The organism is Streptococcus sp. FSL E2-3494 (assembly GCF_038007085.1).
Taxonomy (GTDB): Bacteria; Bacillota; Bacilli; order Lactobacillales; family Streptococcaceae; genus Streptococcus; species Streptococcus thermophilus.
The window spans coordinates 125,147-145,853 of the sequence record NZ_JBBOWN010000003.1 but is presented as its reverse complement, the minus strand read 5'-3'; the positions used below and the strand labels follow the sequence as shown (position 1 = coordinate 145,853).

General features: G+C 41.6%; 18 protein-coding genes and 3 pseudogenes. 1 reads left to right on the top strand and 20 read right to left on the bottom strand.

The features are described from left to right. Positions 1-10: 10 nt before the first annotated feature. The 13 genes and pseudogenes from atpA to NST05_RS10315 form a co-directional block, all read right to left on the bottom strand. A complete protein-coding gene (atpA, locus tag NST05_RS10375; protein WP_014621239.1) occupies positions 11-1,516 on the bottom strand; it encodes a F0F1 ATP synthase subunit alpha in 1,506 nt (501 codons plus the stop codon). Positions 1,517-1,531: 15 nt separating this feature from the next. Next, positions 1,532-2,068, bottom strand: a complete 537-nt coding sequence (locus NST05_RS10370) for a F0F1 ATP synthase subunit delta (RefSeq protein WP_011226936.1) — start codon at positions 2,066-2,068, stop codon at positions 1,532-1,534. Then, complete coding sequence (atpF, locus tag NST05_RS10365; RefSeq protein ID WP_023909457.1) at positions 2,068-2,565, bottom strand: F0F1 ATP synthase subunit B; 498 nt, start codon at positions 2,563-2,565, stop codon at positions 2,068-2,070. Before atpF ends, NST05_RS10370 begins: the two co-directional genes overlap by 1 nt. Positions 2,566-2,585: 20 nt before the next feature. Then, on the bottom strand, positions 2,586-3,293 hold the full coding sequence (gene atpB, locus NST05_RS10360) for a F0F1 ATP synthase subunit A (RefSeq protein ID WP_023909456.1): 708 nt from the start codon (positions 3,291-3,293) through the stop codon (positions 2,586-2,588). 34 nt (positions 3,294-3,327) lie between these two features. Then, positions 3,328-3,525 carry a F0F1 ATP synthase subunit C gene (locus tag NST05_RS10355; protein WP_023909455.1) on the bottom strand — a complete coding sequence of 66 codons (198 nt, stop codon included), beginning with the start codon at positions 3,523-3,525 and terminating at the stop codon, positions 3,328-3,330. A gap of 176 nt (positions 3,526-3,701) precedes the next feature. After that, a complete protein-coding gene (locus NST05_RS10350; RefSeq protein WP_023909453.1) occupies positions 3,702-6,353 on the bottom strand; it encodes a valine--tRNA ligase in 2,652 nt (883 codons plus the stop codon). A gap of 29 nt (positions 6,354-6,382) precedes the next feature. Then, positions 6,383-6,923 (bottom strand): annotated as a pseudogene (locus NST05_RS10345) (GNAT family N-acetyltransferase). Positions 6,924-6,927: 4 nt separating this feature from the next. Beyond that, positions 6,928-7,518 (bottom strand): flavin reductase family protein, encoded by a 591-nt coding sequence (locus NST05_RS10340; RefSeq protein ID WP_084825807.1) that lies wholly within the window; start codon positions 7,516-7,518, stop codon positions 6,928-6,930. A 484-nt stretch (positions 7,519-8,002) separates the two neighbouring features. Next, entirely contained in the window at positions 8,003-8,206 is a 204-nt protein-coding gene (locus NST05_RS10335) for a hypothetical protein (protein ID WP_002949930.1), read from the bottom strand. Between the two features lie 134 nt (positions 8,207-8,340). Beyond that, the gene (locus NST05_RS10330) at positions 8,341-8,958 is read right to left on the bottom strand and encodes a PepSY domain-containing protein (protein WP_023909451.1); all 618 of its coding nucleotides are present in this window, start codon (positions 8,956-8,958) and stop codon (positions 8,341-8,343) included. 112 nt (positions 8,959-9,070) lie between these two features. After that, positions 9,071-9,957: pseudogene (rarD, locus tag NST05_RS10325) on the bottom strand (EamA family transporter RarD). Beyond that, positions 9,950-10,810, bottom strand: a complete 861-nt coding sequence (gene thrB, locus NST05_RS10320; protein WP_023909449.1) for a homoserine kinase — start codon at positions 10,808-10,810, stop codon at positions 9,950-9,952. The pseudogene rarD and the gene thrB overlap by 8 nt, the downstream one beginning before the upstream one ends. A gap of 83 nt (positions 10,811-10,893) precedes the next feature. Further along, positions 10,894-12,180, bottom strand: coding sequence for a homoserine dehydrogenase (locus tag NST05_RS10315; protein WP_002949921.1), 1,287 nt, complete (start codon positions 12,178-12,180; stop codon positions 10,894-10,896). A gap of 174 nt (positions 12,181-12,354) precedes the next feature. Here NST05_RS10315 and NST05_RS10310 point away from each other — a divergent pair, with 174 nt between their 5' ends. Further along, complete coding sequence (locus NST05_RS10310) at positions 12,355-13,233, top strand: polysaccharide deacetylase family protein (RefSeq protein WP_100262392.1); 879 nt, start codon at positions 12,355-12,357, stop codon at positions 13,231-13,233. 40 nt (positions 13,234-13,273) lie between these two features. On the opposite strand, the gene NST05_RS10305 is transcribed toward NST05_RS10310, so the two are convergent. The 7 genes and pseudogenes from NST05_RS10305 to NST05_RS11115 form a co-directional block, all read right to left on the bottom strand. Beyond that, positions 13,274-14,404: an acetylornithine transaminase gene (locus tag NST05_RS10305; RefSeq protein WP_300976360.1), complete on the bottom strand. Its 1,131-nt coding sequence runs from the start codon at positions 14,402-14,404 to the stop codon at positions 13,274-13,276. Positions 14,405-14,407: 3 nt separating this feature from the next. Beyond that, positions 14,408-15,145, bottom strand: coding sequence for an acetylglutamate kinase (gene argB, locus NST05_RS10300; protein ID WP_064355419.1), 738 nt, complete (start codon positions 15,143-15,145; stop codon positions 14,408-14,410). A gap of 26 nt (positions 15,146-15,171) precedes the next feature. Continuing rightward, positions 15,172-16,365 (bottom strand): bifunctional glutamate N-acetyltransferase/amino-acid acetyltransferase ArgJ, encoded by a 1,194-nt coding sequence (gene argJ / locus NST05_RS10295; protein ID WP_002949910.1) that lies wholly within the window; start codon positions 16,363-16,365, stop codon positions 15,172-15,174. Positions 16,366-16,393: 28 nt separating this feature from the next. Beyond that, positions 16,394-17,416, bottom strand: coding sequence for an N-acetyl-gamma-glutamyl-phosphate reductase (argC, locus tag NST05_RS10290; protein ID WP_014608051.1), 1,023 nt, complete (start codon positions 17,414-17,416; stop codon positions 16,394-16,396). 126 nt (positions 17,417-17,542) lie between these two features. Continuing rightward, positions 17,543-18,724: a pyridoxal phosphate-dependent aminotransferase gene (locus NST05_RS10285; RefSeq protein WP_340725868.1), complete on the bottom strand. Its 1,182-nt coding sequence runs from the start codon at positions 18,722-18,724 to the stop codon at positions 17,543-17,545. A 9-nt stretch (positions 18,725-18,733) separates the two neighbouring features. After that, complete coding sequence (locus NST05_RS10280) at positions 18,734-19,522, bottom strand: carbon-nitrogen family hydrolase (RefSeq protein WP_014608049.1); 789 nt, start codon at positions 19,520-19,522, stop codon at positions 18,734-18,736. 132 nt (positions 19,523-19,654) lie between these two features. Continuing rightward, positions 19,655-20,582, bottom strand: a pseudogene (locus tag NST05_RS11115) (SH3 domain-containing protein). Between the last annotated feature and the right edge of the window lie 125 nt (positions 20,583-20,707).

Sequence of the window (20,707 nt, the reverse complement as noted above, 5' to 3'; positions counted from 1 at the left end):
CTCCCTATCTCTATTTGTATTCCGATTGATCTTTGAAAGCTTGGATAGCTTCATTAAGCACAGCTTCTTCAGGAAGATCCTTAGTTGAACGGATTGTTTCAAAGATATCCTCATGATGGCTATCAAAGTAGTCATAGAGGGCTTCTTCAAAATCCAAGATTTGATCAACCGGAACACTGTCCAAGAAGCCATGTGTCAAAGCGTAAAGAATAAGAACTTGTTTTTCAACCGGAAGTGGTTTATGAAGTGGTTGTTTAAGCACTTCAACTGTACGACGTCCACGATTAAGTTTAGCTTGTGTTGCGGCATCCAAATCAGAACCGAATTGTGTAAAGGCTTCAAGTTCACGGTAAGAAGCCAAGTCAAGACGAAGGGTACCAGCAACTTTCTTCATTGCTTTGATTTGCGCTGAACCACCAACACGTGATACTGAAGAACCAGCATCAATCGCAGGACGAATACCTGAGTTGAAAAGATTTTCTTGCAAGAAGATTTGTCCATCTGTGATAGAAATAACGTTTGTCGCGATATAAGCTGAGATATCTCCTGCTTGTGTTTGGATGATTGGCAAGGCAGTAATTGAACCACCACCAAGATCATCTGAAACCTTAGCTGAACGTTCCAAAAGACGTGAGTGGAGATAGAATACATCCCCTGGGTAGGCTTCACGACCTGGTGGACGACGGAGAAGCAATGAAAGTTCTCGGTAAGCCACGGCTTGCTTAGACAAATCATCATAAACAATCAAGACATGTTTTCCGTTATACATGAACTCTTCAGCCATTGCAACACCAGCGTAAGGCGCGATGTAAAGCAATGGTGATGGTTGTGATGCTGAGGCAGTCACAACGATTGTGTAATCAAGAGCACCATGTTTACGAAGTGTTTCAACTTGTGTACGAACAGTTGATTCTTTTTGACCAATAGCAACATAGATACAAATCACATCTTGTCCTTTTTGGTTCAAAATTGCATCAATCGCAACAGATGTTTTACCTGTTTGACGGTCACCGATGATTAACTCACGTTGACCACGTCCAATTGGAACCAAAGCATCAATCGCTTTAAGACCAGTTTGGAGTGGTTCAGAAACTGATTTACGTTGCATAACGCCTGGTGCAGGTGCTTCAACTGGACGAGTTGCAGTTGTCTTGATATCTCCAAGACCATCAATTGGTTGACCAAGTGGGTTTACGACACGACCAATAAGAGCTTCACCTACTGGCACTTCCATAATTTTACCAGTACGTTTAACTTCATCACCTTCACGAATTGTATAAAAATCTCCAAGAATAATGATACCAACGTCATTAGACTCAAGGTTTTGAGCCATACCGAAGACACCATTTGAAAATTCGAGAAGTTCTCCACTCATGGCATTATCAAGTCCACGAGCACGGGCAATACCATCACCGATATAAGTGACTACACCAGTTTCTGTGACGTCAAAATTTGGCTGGAAGTTTTCAATTTGCTTTTTAATTAAAGCGCTAATTTCTTGTGCATTAATTGCCAAAAGTCACACCACTTTCTATTTCAAATTCATTTTAAATGCTTGTAATTGACTACGAATTGACGTGTCAACAAACTTATTCTTTGCTTTGATGACGAATCCTCCAATGAGTTCCTCATCAATTTTTTCTACTAAACGACGTGTCTTAATCTCAAATTTTTGTGAAACTATCGTCAAAAGTCTAGTTTTTTGTTCTTCAGACAAGGGACTTGCTGATGTCACAGTGACATCGTAAGTGTTGTCTTCTTGATCAAAGAGCTCAAGGACCAATTTCAAGACATCATAAAGAATGTTAGCTCGGTCATTGAGTGAAATTACCTCAAGAAAATTGTTCATATATACTGAACAAGACTCTTGAAAGAAACTTAAACTTTCTTTCTTAGCCTCGCTTGTCACATTTACTTGAGACAAGAAGGTTTTTAGATTTGTTTCAGCAAAAACTGTTAGGATTTGCCTTACTTCTTCTTGGATTGTTGACACGGCGTCTTGTTCAAAAGCGACTTCTACCAGACTTCTGGCATACTGCCCAACAAGAGCTTGTGTTTTCTTATCCATTAAGCATCTCCTAATTGATCAAGATAGCTATCAATCAAGTCAGATTGCGCTTTTGCATCAAGGTTTTGTTTCATGACTTTTTCTGCCAAAAGGACAGTCAAGTCAGCAACCTCACCTTTAACGCCAGCAAGTGCTTCCAACCAGCTTTGGGCGATATCTTGATTTGCTTTCTCTTTCAAGCGTTTAGCTTCATCATATGCTTCTGCAATGATTTTTAACTCTTTAGTTTTACCAGTTTTCTTGGCCTCATCAATAATCTGAGTTGCTTCTGTGCGAGCGGCAGCTAACTCATCTTGACGTTTTTGTACCAAGATTTCTGCTTCTTGACGAGCTTTTTCAGCACTATCAATATCTGTGGCAATTTTCTTTTCACGAGCGACAAAGATTCCTGTAATTTGATCCCATGCGAATTTACGAATGAGGTAATACAAGAGAAAAACTGAGCCGAGCGTAATAATGATATTACCAAGTGTCGTACTATTAATCAGTAATGACATTTCATTTCTCCCTTTCTTAATTATTCTTCGTTGACTTTATCACCAATGTAGTTAGAGCTTAGGATAATAAAGACATAGGCTTGAATGAACCCAATAAAAGCTGAAAAGGCAACCCAGACAAGGTTCAAAGCAAAGGATATAGGTGCTGCAAAAACAGACCATTTCACTAATTGAAGAATCAAGTCAATTAGTACCTCACCAGAATAAATGTTACCAAACAAACGCAAGGCCAATGATGCAAGGTTGGTAAATTGTTCCAAAATGTTCATTGGGAGCATAGCTGGGTATGGTGAAAGGTAACCTTTGAGATAGCCTTTAAACCCTTTTTTACGAATCCCCTCAATATGACTAACGAGGGTAATAATCAAAGAAAGAGTGATAGTGACACCGAAATTCGATGTTGGAGAAGACCAAAAATTGTAATGCTCACTTTTAACAGATACAAGCAAACCTAAGTTGTTTGCTGTAAACACAAAGGTGAAAATTACAAACAAGAGCAAACTATAATTTTTTGTGAATTTTCCAAGACTTTGAGAAATGGTGTTGTTCACAAATTCATAGATGAACTCGAGTACATTTTGTTTTCCCTTTGGTTTAATGGTCATATCACGACTTGACCAAAAAACCACTCCAAAAACGATAATTACTGTCAAGAGAGACATGGCAAGGATCGTCAAGTCAAAATCAATCCCAAATAATGAGACGGTTGGATTACTTGTAGTTTCCACTGCTCATCCCTCCTCCATCTTTTTTATTTGTCTATTAGACAATGTAGCTAAGGGCAAACAATACGAAGAAAGTACCTTCGATGAAGGCAACACCAGTAAACATCAATGTTTGAAGTTTACTAAACATCTCAGGTTGGCGAGCTGCAGCCTTAGCGATATTGGCAACGAGGATACCCTCACCAATAGATACACCCATAACGGCCAAACCGAGGGCTAAGATAGTTAAATTCATAGTAGAATTCTCCTTTTAATTATTTTTACCAAGCTATTTTAGTCCTATTTTCCACGAAAGTCAACGAATTGACGGTTTTTTGGACATTTTCACTGACTTTGCCTAACATTTTCATTCTTTTTGTATAAGCGTTTACTTTCAATAAAAGACACGGCATTTCACCGTGTCTCTTTGTTCTATTTCACCAATTTCTTCATCTCATCAATACGCACTACTATCGCATCGTATTTAGCTTGGTAATCTTTTTGTTTGTCGCGTTCTTTTTGGACGACTTCTGGTTTGGCATTGGCTACGAAGCGCTCGTTAGAGAGTTTCTTACCAACCATGTCAAGTTCTTTTTGCCATTTGGCCAATTCTTTTTCAAGACGAGCCAACTCTTCTTCGACGTTGAGAAGGTCTGCGAGTGGCAAGTAAATTTCTGCGCCTGTGATGATGCTTGACATAACCAAGTCAGGTACTTCGACATCTGCTGCAATTTCCAAGTGTTCTGGATTTGTGAAGCGTTTGATGTAATTGATGTTGTCATTAAAGAAGGCATCGAGCTTGCTGTCGCTAGTCTTAATCAAGATGGTGATCGGCTTGCTTGGCGCTACGTTAACTTCTGCACGTGAGTTACGAACTGATCCAATCACGTCTTTAAGGGCCTCAACGCCAGCTGCCGCTTCTTCATTTTCAAATTCTGGACGAACCACTGGGTATTCAGCTGTGACGATAGAGCCTTCTGAGATTTGACCAAAGATTTCCTCTGTCACGAATGGCATGATTGGGTGAAGGAGACGCAAGATTTGGTCCAAAGTGTAAAGTAGGACAGAACGAGTGATGACTTTCTCGTCCTCGTTATCGCTGTAAAGCACTTCCTTAGTCAACTCAACATACCAGTCCGCAAACTCATCCCAGATAAAGTTGTAAAGGATGTGTCCAGCCACACCGAATTCAAACTTGTCAAAGTTTTCAGTAACTTTTCCGATAGTTTCGTTGAGATTGTGGAGAATCCAACGGTCTGTGACATTACCTGCTTGACCAGCAGCCACTTTAGCTACATTTTCACGCGCCACATCCAAGGTCAACCCTTCATTGTTCATAAGGATGTAACGAGAGATGTTCCAAATCTTGTTAATGAAGTTCCAAGAAGCATCCATTTTCTCGTAGGAGAAGCGCACGTCTTGACCAGGTGCAGAACCGTTTGAAAGGAACCAGCGAAGGGCATCAGCACCGTATTTTTCGATAACATCCATTGGGTCAATACCGTTACCAAGGGACTTAGACATCTTACGTCCTTGCTCGTCACGGATAAGACCGTGGATAAGGACATTCTTAAATGGTTGGCGACCTGTGAATTCCAATGATTGAAAGATCATACGAGACACCCAGAAGAAGATGATGTCATAACCAGTGACAAGTGTTGAGGTTGGGAAGTAACGTTTGAAGTCTTCTGAGTCGACATCAGGCCAGCCCATAGTTGAGAATGGCCAGAGGGCAGAACTGAACCAAGTATCCAAGACATCTTCGTCTTGTTTCCAGCCGTCACCTTCTGGTGCTTCTTCGCCAACGTATATTTCACCTTCAGCATTATACCAAGCAGGGATTTGGTGACCCCACCAAAGCTGACGAGAGATAACCCAGTCGTGGACATTTTCCATCCATTGAAGGAAGGTATCATTGAAACGAGGTGGATAGAAATTAACCTTATCGTCTGTGTCTTGGTTAGCGATGGCATTTTTAGCCAGTTGGTCCATCTTAACGAACCATTGTGTAGACAAGCGTGGTTCAACAGGCACACCTGTACGTTCTGAGTGACCAACTGAGTGAGTCATCTTTTCGATTTCGACAAGGGCACCGATTTCTTCCAATTTCTTAACAACGGCCTTACGTGCTTCAAAGCGGTCCATACCGTTGAATTCGCCAGCCAATTCATTCATGGTGCCATCATCATTCATGACATTGACTTGTGGCAAGTTATGGCGTTGACCAACTAAGAAGTCGTTAGGGTCATGAGCAGGAGTGATTTTAACCACGCCAGTACCAAATTCAGGGTCTGCGTGTTCATCGCCAACGATTGGGATTGGCTTGTTCAAAATTGGCAAGATAACATTTTTACCAATCAAGTCTTTATAACGATCATCATTTGGGTTAACGGCTACGGCAGTATCCCCAAACATGGTTTCAGGACGAGTTGTTGCCACTTCCAGGGCACGTGAACCGTCTTCTAACATGTAGTTCATGTGGTAGAAGGCACCTTCCACATCCTTGTGAATGACCTCAATATCAGAAAGGGCTGTGCGGGCTTTTGGATCCCAGTTGATGATAAACTCACCACGGTAAATCCAACCTTTTTTGTAAAGCTCTACAAAGACCTTGCGAACGGCTTTTGATAACCCCTCGTCAAGGGTGAAACGCTCACGAGAGTAGTCTACAGAGAGGCCCATCTTACCCCATTGTTCCTTGATAGTTGCCGCATACTCGTCTTTCCACTCCCACACTTTATCAAGGAATTTTTCACGACCAAGGTCATATCGAGAAATGCCACTTTCGGCCAAACGAGCTTCAACCTTAGCTTGAGTGGCAATTCCAGCGTGGTCCATACCAGGAAGCCAAAGCGTGTCAAAACCTTGCATACGTTTTTGACGGATAATGATATCCTGCAAAGTTGTATCCCAAGCGTGACCCAAGTGAAGTTTTCCGGTTACGTTTGGTGGTGGAATGACGATGGAATAAGGCTTAGCCTTTTTATCGCCTGAAGGCTTGAAAACATCTTCATCAAGCCATTTTTGGTAACGACCAGCCTCAACCTCAGCTGGATTGTATTTAGGTGAAAGTTCTTTAGACATGTGTGTGTCCTTTCTAGTTATTTCTATTTTTAATGTTGGTCTTGGACTTCCCATTCACTCTTCAGCAATCCATATATCAGACTGTCACAACGGTTGCCCTGGGCATCTTTGCGATCCCTTATGCAAGCTTCATGGGTGAAACCAAGCTTCTCTGCGACTCGTTGACTTTGGACATTGTCCCCAAACAGGCCAGTTCAATCTTATGAAGGCCCAACTCCTTAAAAGTTAGGTCAATCAAAGCACGCACGGCTTCTGGTACATAACCTTGCCCCCAATAGTCTGGATGCAAAGTATAGCCAATCTCCAGCACATCATCGTCGTGGCGATGATTGAAATCAACAGAGCCAATAACTGTATAGATCCCTTTAACCACAATGCCATAGTCTGCTAAGAGATTGTCTTTTCGATTACGCTCAGGAAGGATATGCTCTAGATAATAAATCTCATCTTCCAAGGTATGGACAGGCTGAAATCCTGCTGGATAGGGGACTTCTGGCAAACTAGCATAGCATAGATATCCGCAGCATCTGCCACTTTGCGGACTCGTAAAACGAGACGCTCCGTCTCAATTCAATCAGGTGGTAATACTGCTCTTGTCATCTTTCTTCCTCGCTTTCTTGATGAAGCTTCCCATGGGTTCAACTCGGTTATCCAGATAGCGATAGACACGCTTATGACCATTACCCATAAAGTAAGTCGGTGCAAAGCGGTCATTTTTAAAAGAGCCCCTGCCATCTAGCAAATCAGAATCAGCAAGGCGATCTAAAATCTTAGCAAAGATATGGCAGGTACCATCTTCCTCAATAATTCTGTCGACCATACAATCCAGAACGACTGGGCAGGCATCCAAGATAGGTGCTTGTGTCAGTTTAGAAGGTCGGAAATCTAAGCAGAGTTCAGCAATCTTTTCACGGTGACTAATAAATCCAGCCTGCTCCATCTGAAGCATGAAACTTTCATCAGGAATATTCACAGTGAACTTCTGATAATGTTTAATCTGGTCTGCTGCATTTTCCTTGCTACCTACCCCGAAGACAAGCCAATCTCCTAAACTGTAGGAAGAACTACAGGTCGTCACATTATAACCATAGGTCTGATCCTGATAACCCAAGATAAAAATAGGAAAACCATAATACAATTTACTAGTCTCAAAAGATTGCTTCATGACACCCTCCTTTGATAGCAATGTTGACCTCGCTTTCGCTCCGTCTGCACCAATATCTTTAAATTCACCTGCGACCTTCGGTCTTGGTTCTTTAAAAGCTATAAAAAATCCCTGCCATAAACATGACAGGGACGAATATGTATCCGCGGTACCACCCAGTTTTGAGTGGCAACCACTCACAGCTCTCTTTATTCAATTTGACCATCAGCAACCAGCTTTGACATTTGTGCGGATTTCTCAGTACCACCGCTTCCTGTGACAAATGGGCTTCAAAGCACCTCTGAATAGTCTCATTCTATCACATTTTTAATCTCAAGACAAATGAAATTGTGGGGACCTGAATTTGCGAATAAGTTAGACTACCGATTTTACCTTAAAAGATGAATCCATTTCCTCATTATATTCTCATTATAAAAATTATATTCTCATTATAAAAAATTATATTCTCATTAGAAAAGTCCTGTCTGTCGATAAGGATCTCATCTTAATTTTCTTCCTTAGCTCTTTCTTCTTTGAGCCATTTTTCATAGCTTTCAAGTAGATTTATAGCCATTTGGGTTGCCAAGGCAACTGAGAAGGCTTCCGTACCTTCGGTTGTTTCATTTTGGACTTCCAATTTACTTTCTTCGTAAATGTCTTTGAGAGTCTTATTGCTAAGCGTATCTTTAAATGCTTGGAATTCTTTCATAGTCAAATTTTCCTTTATTCTATGGTACTCTCTAAAATTGCTGTTATCGTTTTCACTTTAAGTTTACAACATTTCAGAGAAATTGCAAGGCTTCTCCTTAATAAATAAGGAGAACTTTCCCACTATCTACGGATCTATTGCGCAGCTGCAGTAGCTTCTGTGAGATACTCTGTCGTATAGACTACAATAGCTCCTGAATCAGCATTTACCGCGTATTTATAACGTAGTCCACTAGCAGCATAATCAAAACTGATATTGTAGACTTTACCGTCTCCTTCGGTCTTCAACTCCGTTTTCAAGTTTGTTACAGAGCCTTCATCTAGGCCAGCATGATTAAGAGCTATCGTTTGTGCAGTTTCTTTGGACACTGCCGTCTCGTCCTTACTTTCGCTAGATTGAGTCTCGTCTTTAGGCTCTCTACCTTTTTGAGCACCGTCAACATCTTTAGACATTGAATGGTCACTCTTATATTTCAAAATAGACCCTGACAGACCGTCAATCGTATACTCAAAATGATTGTCTGACGTTGTGAAACTAATCTCATAATTTCCATGAAATCCAGAACGTGATTTTGAGACTGTTGATTGAGATATCTCAGAAGTTTTGACACCTGCATTTTTGTAAGCAATGTCTGCAGCATCTTGTTCTGACAAGCGATAACCTGAGCCGTTAAAAACAAACAAGGCTGCAGCGATGGCAACTGGAATAGCGAGCAGAAGCAGATACCTCACTAGCTTTTTCATTTTTCGCATAAAATTCTCCTCTATTTTAATCTAATACTACTATTATATCTTAAAGTTCTAAAATTGTCAGATAAACTTGGCTCATTTTTAGGTCGGCATTATAAAAAGTTCCCGATAGCTATCAGGAACTTCTACGAAATGTTACTATTTGGCCAGTTACAAAGACTAGTATGGCCATCCAGATAAAGAAGAAGCCTTTCAACTCTCCAAAGCTGACCGTCTCACCAAAAATGAGGATGGCTACGAGAAGTTGAATCGTAGGACTAAGATACTGGATGAAACCAATAAGGTTAAGCGGTGCCCTTTTGACTGCCTCTGAGAAGCAAAGCAATGGAACGGCCGTCACCACACCGGATATGGCTAGGAGAAACATTTCCATGCTCGAATAGGAAGAAAATGATTCTGGAGAAAAGAAAACGAGATAGATAGCTACAAAAGGTAGTAGCAAGCCACTTTCTACTAGCATGGCTACGTCACTGGAAATCCTAACCCCTTTTTTGATTAGACTATAGAAACCAAAGCTCAGAGCTAACCCCAATGAAACCATGGGAAGTTTTCCTGTATTGGCAATAAGAACCAGTACTCCTATAAAGGCCAATACTACTGCTGCCCACATGGTCCTACTCAATGATTCACGAAGAAAAATGAGGGCAAACAGGATAGAAACAATAGGCAAAATGTAATAGCCCAGGCTAGCCTGCGTCGCTTGACCATGACCCACAGCATAGATATAAATCAACCAGTTAGCTGCTATGAAAAAACTAGCAAGTAGCATACGAAGCAAGGCTTTCTTATCTTGCCAAAGTTCTACAAGCTCCTTTTTGAAACGTGTATTTTGCTTAGCGACTAGGGCGTAAATCAGCATAGTCACCACTGTAAAAACAATCCGCCACGAGAAGGTGTTGTAAGCCGAAACACCTCTGCTAAAAGCTTCCAAAAAAGGGATAGAAATCCCCATTGAATATAGGTGGCTAGACCAAAGAGTAGCCCTTGATTTTTTCTAGTCAACGACAACACCTCCTTTATCCACAGATAGGATGAGGGTTTCACCATCTAAACCAAGACCATCGATAGCCGTTTTTAGAGCCTCAGCTTGATCATTTGGTGTCAAGGTCATAACTGTTGGGCCAGCCCCTGAAAGATAGGTCGCATAAGCACCGTATTGACCTGACAATTCCTTAATAGTCGCAAATTCTTTAACCAATTTTTGACGGTAGCGTTCGTGGAACATATCCCCTTGAATAGCATGTCCCGCCTTAACCAAATCGCCTGCAAAGAGGGCAGCAATGGCAACGTTGGCAATAGATGATGCAGCTACAGCTTCTTTGTAAGACAGGTTACTTGGAAGTACCCCACGTGAATCAGACGTTTTAAGTTCATAGCTCGGAATGAAGGCTACAAAGGCACACTCTGGAAAGTCTGTCACGATGCTATTAACATGTTCATCCACATAAGAGGCTACAACGAGATTCCCAAAAATAGCTGGGGCAACATTGTCCGGGTGACCTTCAATCTTGGTTGCAATATCAAGTTTATCGTCATCTGAGAGCTTCAGATCTGCCAATTGATTGGCTAACTCAATCCCTGCGACAATAACTGAGCTAGAAGAACCTAGCCCACGCGCCATGGGAATATCTGAGGCCATCACCAATTTATGGGGCTGCAAATCAGACTTAACTTGCAAGGCCGTTGAAATGAGGAGGTTATTTTCATCTAAAGGAATATCTCCCAAATCATGTTCAATATGCCATGCATCCGCTGGTTCAAGCACCTCGATTGTCAAATATTTAGAAACGGCAACACCCACAGAATCAAAACCTGGACCAATATTGGCAGATGTTGCTGGAACAGTAATTTTCATAATAATACACCGAGAGGAGGAAAGCCATCAGCGACTTTTCTCCTTGAATACCTTTCTTATACGCACCAGTATGGGCTTATCAATTAGTTAGACAAAACTTTCAATGTATTGACAACTGTGAAATCTTCTGCTGCTTCAAGTTTTTCAGTAACAGCTTTGAGTTGTGTCTTAGACATAGCATGTGTAATCACAACGATACGAGCTGTTGTGCCATTTGCTTTTTGTTGCAAGACTTGTTCAAACGAAATATCTTCTGAGTTGAAGATTTCAGACAAGTGAAGGATTTTACCTTTTTCATCTGGCGTATCAAGGGCAAAGTAGTAATTGCTCTTAACGTCCGCTGGATTAGCCAATGGCAAGTCACGACGGAACTCATTAAATGGTTTACCCACATTGCCATCTGAAAGACGACGAGCAATACGGATAATGTCTGCCAAAACAGATGTTGCTGTTGGTTTTTGACCAGCACCTGGACCGTAATACATAGATTCACCGATACCGATAGATTCAACAAAGACTGCATTCATAACATCGTTGACGCTAGCAAGTGGGTGATTTTTTGGCAAGAATGTTGGTGATACTTCTGCTGAGATACCTGATTCTACTTCACGCACATCACCAACCAATTTGATAACATAACCCAATTCTTGAGCAACAGCCACATCGTCTGTAGAGATGTTCGTAATGCCTTTGTGAGAAACGTCGTCAAAATCAATTGTAGCACCAAAACCAAATTGGCTAAGGATAACAGCTTTATAAGCGGCGTCATACCCTTCAACGTCGTTGGTTGGATCACTTTCAGCATAACCAAGTTCTTGAGCAGTCTTGAGGGCGTCCTCATATGACCAACCTTCATCAACCATCTTAGTCATCATAAAGTTAGATGTACCGTTAAGCACACCAAGGATACGAGTCACCTTGTCAGACGTCAAAGAGTTAGCCAAAGTACGCAAAATTGGAATACCACCGGCAACAGCAGCTTCGTAGTAGAAAGCCACCCCCTTATCTTGAGCAAGAGCAATTAACTCTTTTCCATGAGTAGCAATCAAGTCCTTATTGGCAGAGACAACGTTTTTACCTGCTTCAAGCGCTTTTGTGATGAAGGTACGAGCTGGCTCGATACGTCCCATCAATTCTACAACGATTTGAATCTCTTCATCGTTAAGGATTTCGTCAACATTTGTGACAAAATTGTAGTCGTTTCCGGCAGCGATAAGACGATCTTTTTCCTCGTCATCTTTAACCAAAACTTTGGCAATTTCAAGTTGGTCACGTGAAGCTGCAAAAACCTTTTCACCATTTTCCTTCAAGAGAAAAGGAATACCGCTAGCTACTGTACCAAAGCCAAGCAATCCAATTTTAATAGACATTTATGATCTCTCCTTAAAAACATACATTTTTTTAATTGTACCATATTTCTATCGGAATTGACAGAATATTTCTGTCATTTAAGGAGACAAGTATTCTTTTTTTACTGAAAATTCTGTGCATTTTCACCCCATTTTTGTTAGAATAATAGCTTGACCTATTTGAAAGGGGATACAATGACTTCTCAAAAGAAAAAAACAAGTCAAGTTAAAAGAAAAAAATTGAAACTACTTCTGCTTGTCCTAAACCTGGTCCTTCTTGGTCTATTGGCCGTTTTTATGCTAAACCGACCAAATCAGTCGACAAACAACCAACAACAGAATCAGACCAGTCAATCTAAGAGTACAGCTAAGTGGAAAACCTATGATGACCCTGTTCAAATCCCTATCCTCATGTACCATGCTGTTCACGTTATGGATCCATCTGAGGCCTCTAACGCTAACCTCATTGTTGCTCCGGACAATTTTGAAGCGCAAATTAAGGCCATGGTAGATGCAGGATACTACTTTCTAACGCCTGAAGAAGCCTACAAAGCCTTCTCTGAAAATGCCCTACCTTCTAAGAAGGTTGTCTGGCTGACCTTTGACGATGGTAACGAAGACTTCTATACAATTGCCTACCCGATTCTCAAAAAATACAAGGCGAAGGCAACCAATAATATAATCACTAGCTTTGTTAAGAAAGGGAACGTTGGAAATCTGACCGTTAAACAGATGAAGGAAATGATGGCACACGGCATGAGCTTCCAATCTCATACGGTCAATCACCCTGATTTGTCTGTCACTGACAAGGCGACGCAAAAGGATGAATTAACGAATTCTATTGACTTTCTTGAGGACAAACTCAACATCAAGGTCAACACCATTGCTTATCCATCAGGTCGCTACAATCAAACAACACTGGACCTAGCTAAAAAAACTTACAAGTTAGGACTGACAACTAACGAAGGATTAGCGAGTGCCAATGATGGCCTTCTCTCACTTAATCGTGTCCGTATTCTGCCAACAACAACAGCTAAAGGACTTCTAAGCAAGATTACTACTGACAATAAGTAAAAGAAATCACTTGACTGTAAATCAAGTGATTTCTTCTTGTCTAGTCAAATATTTCTGATAGGATAGCCACACCTTTTTCGATTTCAGCATCACTTAGAGTGATTGGAGGCAGAAGACGGATAACATTTGTCCCTGCAGTTAAGACAATTAATCCCTTATCTCTAGCAGCTTGTACCAGTTCACTTAGATTTCCAGTAGTCTCAATTCCAATCATGTAGCCCAATCCACGCACAGAGGTCACTGTCTCTTTATCAGACAAGACCTCTTGCAATTTAACTTGTAGCTTGTTCCCATTTTCAAGGGCAGTATCCAGAAAACCTGGAGTCAACATGACTTCAAGCGTAGCCTTGGCCGCTGCCATAGATAGTTTATTGCCACCAAAAGTAGAGCCGTGACTTCCATAAGAGAAAGCCCCTCCAAGAGATGACTTAGCAAGCATGGCACCAACTGGTACACCATTTGCCAAACCTTTGGCCAGGGTAAAGATGTCTGGCTCAATATCGTAATGTTCATAAGCAAAGAGCTTACCAGTACGACCAATACCAGTCTGAACTTCGTCTACGATGAGATAAATACCAGTTTCCTGACAGTAATCAGACAAAGCCTTGACAAAGGCCTTGTCCGCTGGTTGAACACCTGATTCTCCTTGAACCAACTCAAGCATAATGGCCGACGTTTCTTTATTGGCTAGAGCCTTAACACTGTCCATGTCGTTAAAAATGGCATAGCTAAAGTGGGGCACGCCTTCACCAAAACCTTGTTTGATTTTATCCTGACCAGTGGCAGACATGGATCCGAAGGTTCGACCGTGGAAGGAATTTTGGAAGGTAATGATTTCTTGTTTACCCGATGCCTTACGGGCGATTTTTATGGCTGCCTCATTGGCTTCTGCACCACTGTTACAGAAAAAGGCCAGATAGTCCTTGTCACCAGTTAAAAGACCGGCAACATCTTCTTGCAACTGATTGTAATAAAGGTTAGGCTGGTGCAAAATCTTGCCTACCTGATCTGTTAGAGCTTGATTGACACGGGGATGATAGCCAAGATTAGTCACCCCGATACCAGATGAAAAATCCAAATAGGTCTTGCCAGTGGTATCTGTCAAATAATTGCCTTGAGCCGAAGCAAAATCAATCGCTGCCCGTTTATAATTTGAAAATAATTTTGTCATCGTTTACTCCTTGATTATTGTACCATCTGTAAGGTTATCACCAATAATGACCTGATCAACACCAGATTCAACCGTCTGAACAGCGCTTTGAATTTTAGGAATCATGCCTCCAGTAATCACACCTGAATCTACTTTTTTCTGAACATCTACAATATTCAAATGATTCAAAACCTGCCCATTCTCTAAAACACCCTTGACATCTGTCATGAGAATAAGCTTTTTGGATCCTAGACTAATAGCCACCGCTCTTGCAAGGTAATCGGCGTTGATATTCAGCAAATCACCCTGCTCACTGTAACCTAAGCTAGGAATCAATGGTATCTTGCCTTGAGATAGAAGTGCCACTAGGGTCTGATTAGTAATAGACTTGACCTCTCCCACGTAACCATAGATCTCTTGATCTAAAAAATCAGCATGAACAAGATCTGGCAGCTCATCTACAACCTGATAGATTGGAAAACCCGCTTGTGTCAACTGACCCGCCAAGTTTTTCCCAACTATGTCAACCAAGGCTTCTTTAATTAAGACCATATCTGACTGACTCGTCACACGTAGACTATTGACCTTGTGAATTGTGATGTCATGTTCCTCCATGAGTTGATTGATAGCAAAGCCACCCCCATGGACGATGATTATTTTTTGACCAGCCTGCTGCCATTCTGACAGTTTAGCCAGTATCTCAGGAGTTAGCTGTTTACTGGCTACTCCACCAATCTTAATTACAATATATTCGGTAGTCATTAGTTAACTCCTTTGTCATAAATAGTCTAGGTGTGGTAGAGAGCGTTAATTTTAACGTAATCGTAAGAGAGGTCACAACCCCATGCCGTCCCTTTTTCTTGGCCCGAATGAAGGTCTACTGTTATGGTCACTTCATCCCCGTGCATGATGTCTTTCATTTCTTCATCATCAAAGGTCACAGGACTAGAGGCTAGCATGACTGGCAGACCGCCAAGCATGATATCAACATTGTCCACAGGCACATCCACACCGGCATAGCCAACAGCAGCTAAAATACGCCCCCAGTTAGGATCTTCACCAAAGATGGCTGTTTTGACCAGACTTGAACCGACTACAGATTTTGCCATCATACGGGCATCAAGGGCATTAGGAGCATTGACCACATCAACCTGGATGAGCTTATTGGCGCCTTCACCATCCTTGGCAATCTTCTTAGCCAGTTCTTGCATCACGAAATTAAGCATTTTCGAAAATTTATCGAACTCTGGTGTATCTGGCAGAATCTCATCATTGAGCGCGCAACCATTGGACATGACAAGAACCATATCATTGGTCGAAGTATCCCCATCAACCGTAATCTGATTAAAGGTCTTTTCAACATTTTGGCTCAAGGCCAATTGAAGAGTATCGCTAGAAATATTAGCATCACAAGTAATAAACCCAAGCATTGTCGCCATATTAGGGTGAATCATACCTGAGCCCTTAGCAACACCAGCCATAGTGACTACATCACGTCCAAAAGTCTCCGTCACAGCAATAGTCTTAGTCGCTGTATCTGTCGTCAAAATTGCCTTGGCAAAATCATTCGCGTTTCCATTTACCACCAACTTGGAAAGACCATTTTTCAAGGTATCCATTGGTAGCAACTCACCGATAATCCCTGTAGAAGCCACACCAATCATATCAGGTTCAACACCTAGCTTTTCAGCTGTCCACTCCTGCATGGTGTATGCATCTTCTAAGCCTTGGGTCCCTGTACAAGAATTGGCTACACCTGAGTTAACGACAATAGCCCTCATTTTACCAGCTTTTTTCACCGAGGTCTTGGTTACAATCAGAGGAGCTGCAATAACCTTGTTGGTCGTGTAAACACCTGCAACACTAGCTGGCTTTTCAGAGACAATCCAACCAAAATCCATCTTTCTCTTTTTAAATCCTGCATGTAGCCCATCTGCTGAGAATCCTAGCGGGCTAGCAATTGTTCCATCTATGACTTTCATATTTTTTCTCCTAACTCTATGCTTACATCTACAAGTATGACGGTTTCATATGTAAACCTTCCGTCTCATCCCACCCCTGCATGAGGTTGAGATTTTGCACTGCCTGTCCAGATGCTCCTTTTAGCAGATTATCAATGACTGAAATAACTGTCATAACATTGGTTTTCTCATTATAGGCAAAGCCGATGTCTGTAAAATTCGATCCAATGACATTATGTAGTTCTGGTAAGTTTTCTTGTACACGTACAAAAGGTTTATCATCATAGGCTTTTGCAAAGGCTGAAGCGATATCAGAGACAGCTACGTCCTTCTTCAATTTGCAATAAACTGTAGCCATGATTCCACGATTAACCGGTAAAAGCGACGTTGAAAACTGAATCTCCGGCATATCAGCATCAAAAGCCTGCAAAGTTTGTACAATCTCTGGAATATGCTGATGATGATTGAGCTTATAAGTCATGTAATTATCGTGAACATTAACAAAATGACTAGACTCACTCAAAGCTTTACCCGCACCAGTTAAACCAGACTTGGCATCTACAATGATACTATCAGTCTCAATAAGACCGGCTGCCACCAAAGGAATCATGGCTAACTCTGTCGCTGTCGCATAGCATCCAGGATTGGCAATAAATTTCTTACCCTTAACATCTGTATATTCTGACAATGCATATGTAAATTTATTCAAAATCATTTTCTTGGCAGGTGATTTTTTATACCATTCTTGATAAACATCTGCTGGCAAGCGATGATCACCAGACAAATCAATAATAGGAAAATCAGCCTGAACAAATTCCTCTGCTAGCGAACTAGCAACTCCAGAAGGTGTAGCAAAGAAGACTAAGTCTGCCTTTTCTATAATCTCTTGCGCATCAAAATATTCTATTTTTAAATCACAAACACCTGCCAAATAGGGGTACACATCAGACAATCGTCGGCCCACTTCCTTGGTTGCGTGAATAGAAACAAGTTCTACTTTTTTATGATTATTCAAAATTTTAACTAACTCTAAACCACTATAACCAGTGATACCAACGATTGAAACTTTCATTTATGCGCTCCTTTTTTATAAATATGTGATTAGTTTATTGTATTTTTATTCATTTGTCAAGAAGGAAGTGCAAAAATATGAAAAACAAGCAGTGTTTTTTTAACTGCTTGTTTTCATAATTGCTATCTACTTATTAAATAAATGCAGGTCGGCAATACGATTGACAGCTTCGACCAGACGCTCCGGCTCTACCAAAAGCCCGATACGAACATAAGCATCACCTGCTGGTCCAAACCCTTTTCCTGGTGCCACAGCAACATGGGCCTTCTCAAGCAAAAGATCTGCAAAACTTTCACTGGTATAGCCCTTAGGTACAGGCATCCAAGCGTAAAAGGAACCTCTGGATGGGAAGGCTTGCCAGCCAATCTTAGCAGCTACCTGAACAAAAGCATTTCGACGGCTATCATAAACCGCATTTAGTTGGGCCACTGCCTCTTCAGATTTAGGATCTAAAAGGGCTGCAATCCCAGCTTCCTGCAAAGCGGGAAAAACCCCCACAAAAAGATGGTCTTGAATCAGATTCAAGGCTTCAATCATTTCAGCATTTCCACCCGCAAATGCCAAACGCCAACCTGCCATATTAAAGGTTTTTGAGAAAGTATAAAACTCAATGCCTACATCCTTGGCACCAGGAGTTGCCAAAAAACTAGGATTCTCATAACCCTGATAGCCCAAAGCCCCGTAAGCCAGATCACTCACCACCCCTACCTCGTAGGTCTTAGCCCAGGCAACCAATTTTTCATAAAAATCCTTTGTCGCTACAGCCCCCGTAGGATTATTAGGGTAATTGATATAGATAAACTTAGCACGGCGAGCTATCCCCTCAGGAATAGCTTCCAAATCTGGCAAAAAATCATTTTCAGCCGTCAAAGGAAAAGTTTCATAGGCTACACGACCCAGACTCACTCCCGACAAGTAATCAGGATAACCTGGATCAGGTAAGAGCAGGAGATCACCAGGATTCATCAAAGCTAGGGGCAATTCCACAAGACCAATCTTAGCCCCACCCATGACACAAATTTCACGCTCCGAATCCAAATCAACCCCATAATGGTTCTTGTAAAAACTAGCAGCTGCTTCCTTAAAAGGACGATTGCCACGAAACTGCGAATACTTGTGATTGGCAGGATTTTTCGCTGAGACACGCAAGGCCTCAACAATATGGTCATAGGTCGGTTGGTCGGGATTTCCCTGACCAAGATTGATAATATCTGCTCCTTCTGCCACCTTGGCATTCACCTTAGCAACTAACCCTGCAAAAAACTGTTCTGGCAATTCTTTCAATAAATCCGATTCTTCAAATAACATAAAATCTCCCTAATAATACAAGTCCGTGCGACGGTCCTCAAAAACGGGAATTTGACCTCGCACTCGGTCCACCTCTTCAAGATTAATCTCAGCCGTAAAAATGCCCTCCTCATATTCCTTAGCCTGCAAGACTACATTTCCTAGTGGATCTATAATCATAGAATGCCCTGAAAAGACATCATCTGGATCTGGTCCTGCTCCGACACGGTTAACGGCTACCACAAAGGCTTGATTTTCAACCGCACGCGCCTTTAATAAAATCTCCCATTGCTGCACTCGAGGTTCTGGCCACTGCGCTACCACAAAAAGCACCTTGGCCCCTTGTGCCATCTGTGTTCGCACCCACTCAGGAAAACGAATATCATAACAAATGACACTTGCCGCTATCACACCATCAAGCTCAAAAATAGACTCCGCATCCCCAGCAGACATATACCGGTCCTCTGCCATAAGACCAAAGAGATGGACCTTACTGTAGATATTGATTAGGTTCCCAGACTTGTTGTAAACATAAGTCGTATTGTAGAATTTTCCGTCTCTCTCAATAGCAACAGACCCTCCAAGAATAGCAACAGCATGTTCTCTGGCAAACTGAGACAAGAATTCTTGAGATTCCAAACCTTCCTTATCTGCAAGCCCATCCAGTTCATCTAAAGCGTAGCCTGTATTCCACATTTCAGGAAGTACAATGACATCGGGATTAGCAACAAGTGCTCTTTCCAACATCTCTTTCACGTGCTTTTTATTTTCCACAGGCTGTCCGTGGGCAACATCCATCTGTACCAATGCAATTTTCATAGTAACCTCGATTCTATGTTAACCATTATAGCACTCCAAAAGACATCACAAAAATTGAAAAATTCAATCATCTGATAAAGAGAGGCTATCAAAAAAGGCTGGACACATTGTCTAACCAGACTTTTTATCTCATTAAGCAATATTGACGTAACGACGAGCACCACTCATTGTCATGTATGAGAGCCATGTGCGGCCATCGGCTGTCAAAACCTTATCATAGATGACATGGTCTCCCTTGCCAAAAACAAAAGTGGGTTTGAGGTCTTCTTTTGGTTCCTTCTTAATATCTGTATCGCGTGTAAAGTAGAAAGTTCCTGTCGCTGGGATGTTCAAAGCACCTGTTGTGGCCTAAGCGTCATTAGAAGGATTCCCATTCCCATTACCACTATTACCGTCACCACTACCAGCTTCCACCGGTTTCACTTGAGCATAATAACGCACACCAGAGTATGATTTGTAGCTAATCCATTGGTAGCCGTCAGCTGTCACGACTTGGTCGTAAAAGACGCTGTCCCCCTGGATTCACATAGAATTCAGCCTTGGCAGAAACCTTCGGTTGATTCTTTATTTCTGTACGCTCCTTGTAGACATAAGTTCCTTGGCTTAGAAGGCCGCTTGCTGTAGTTGTATCCGGTTGGCTCACCAAACTAGTATTGACAGCTGCTCTCGTTAAGGCAGATACATCAAAGTTAGTGACTGTTTCAGATGAAGTATTTGTACCACTTGCTGCTTCTGAGCTGGCAACTGTTGATTCAGATGTTTTATATGCTGCTTGTGAGATACTAGCACTCACTTCACTTGTAGCCTCGCTAGTAGCAGCTTCACTAGCGGTTTGGCTAGTTGTTGAGACTTGGCTTGCTTTATTACTTGACGCTACTCCATCTGTTGCTACGCCACTGAAAATATCAGTCGCTGTCATAGCATCACTATCTGAAGTCGCACGCAAAATGGTATCTGAGGTTGTTGCTACTTCGTGGTGTTCGTCAGCCAAAGCTTGGCTCGCAAAGACCAAACTAGCTCCTAAAAGAACTGACGCAGCCCCAAAAGAATATTTACGAATTGAAAAACGTTATTGTTCGTGTAAAAATTTTTCTCGTTTCATATCAATTATTCTCCCTATCAAATTGATGTTACAGGTTGATTGTAACGCTAGGTAACAAACATTACAAGTGTTTTACAAAATAT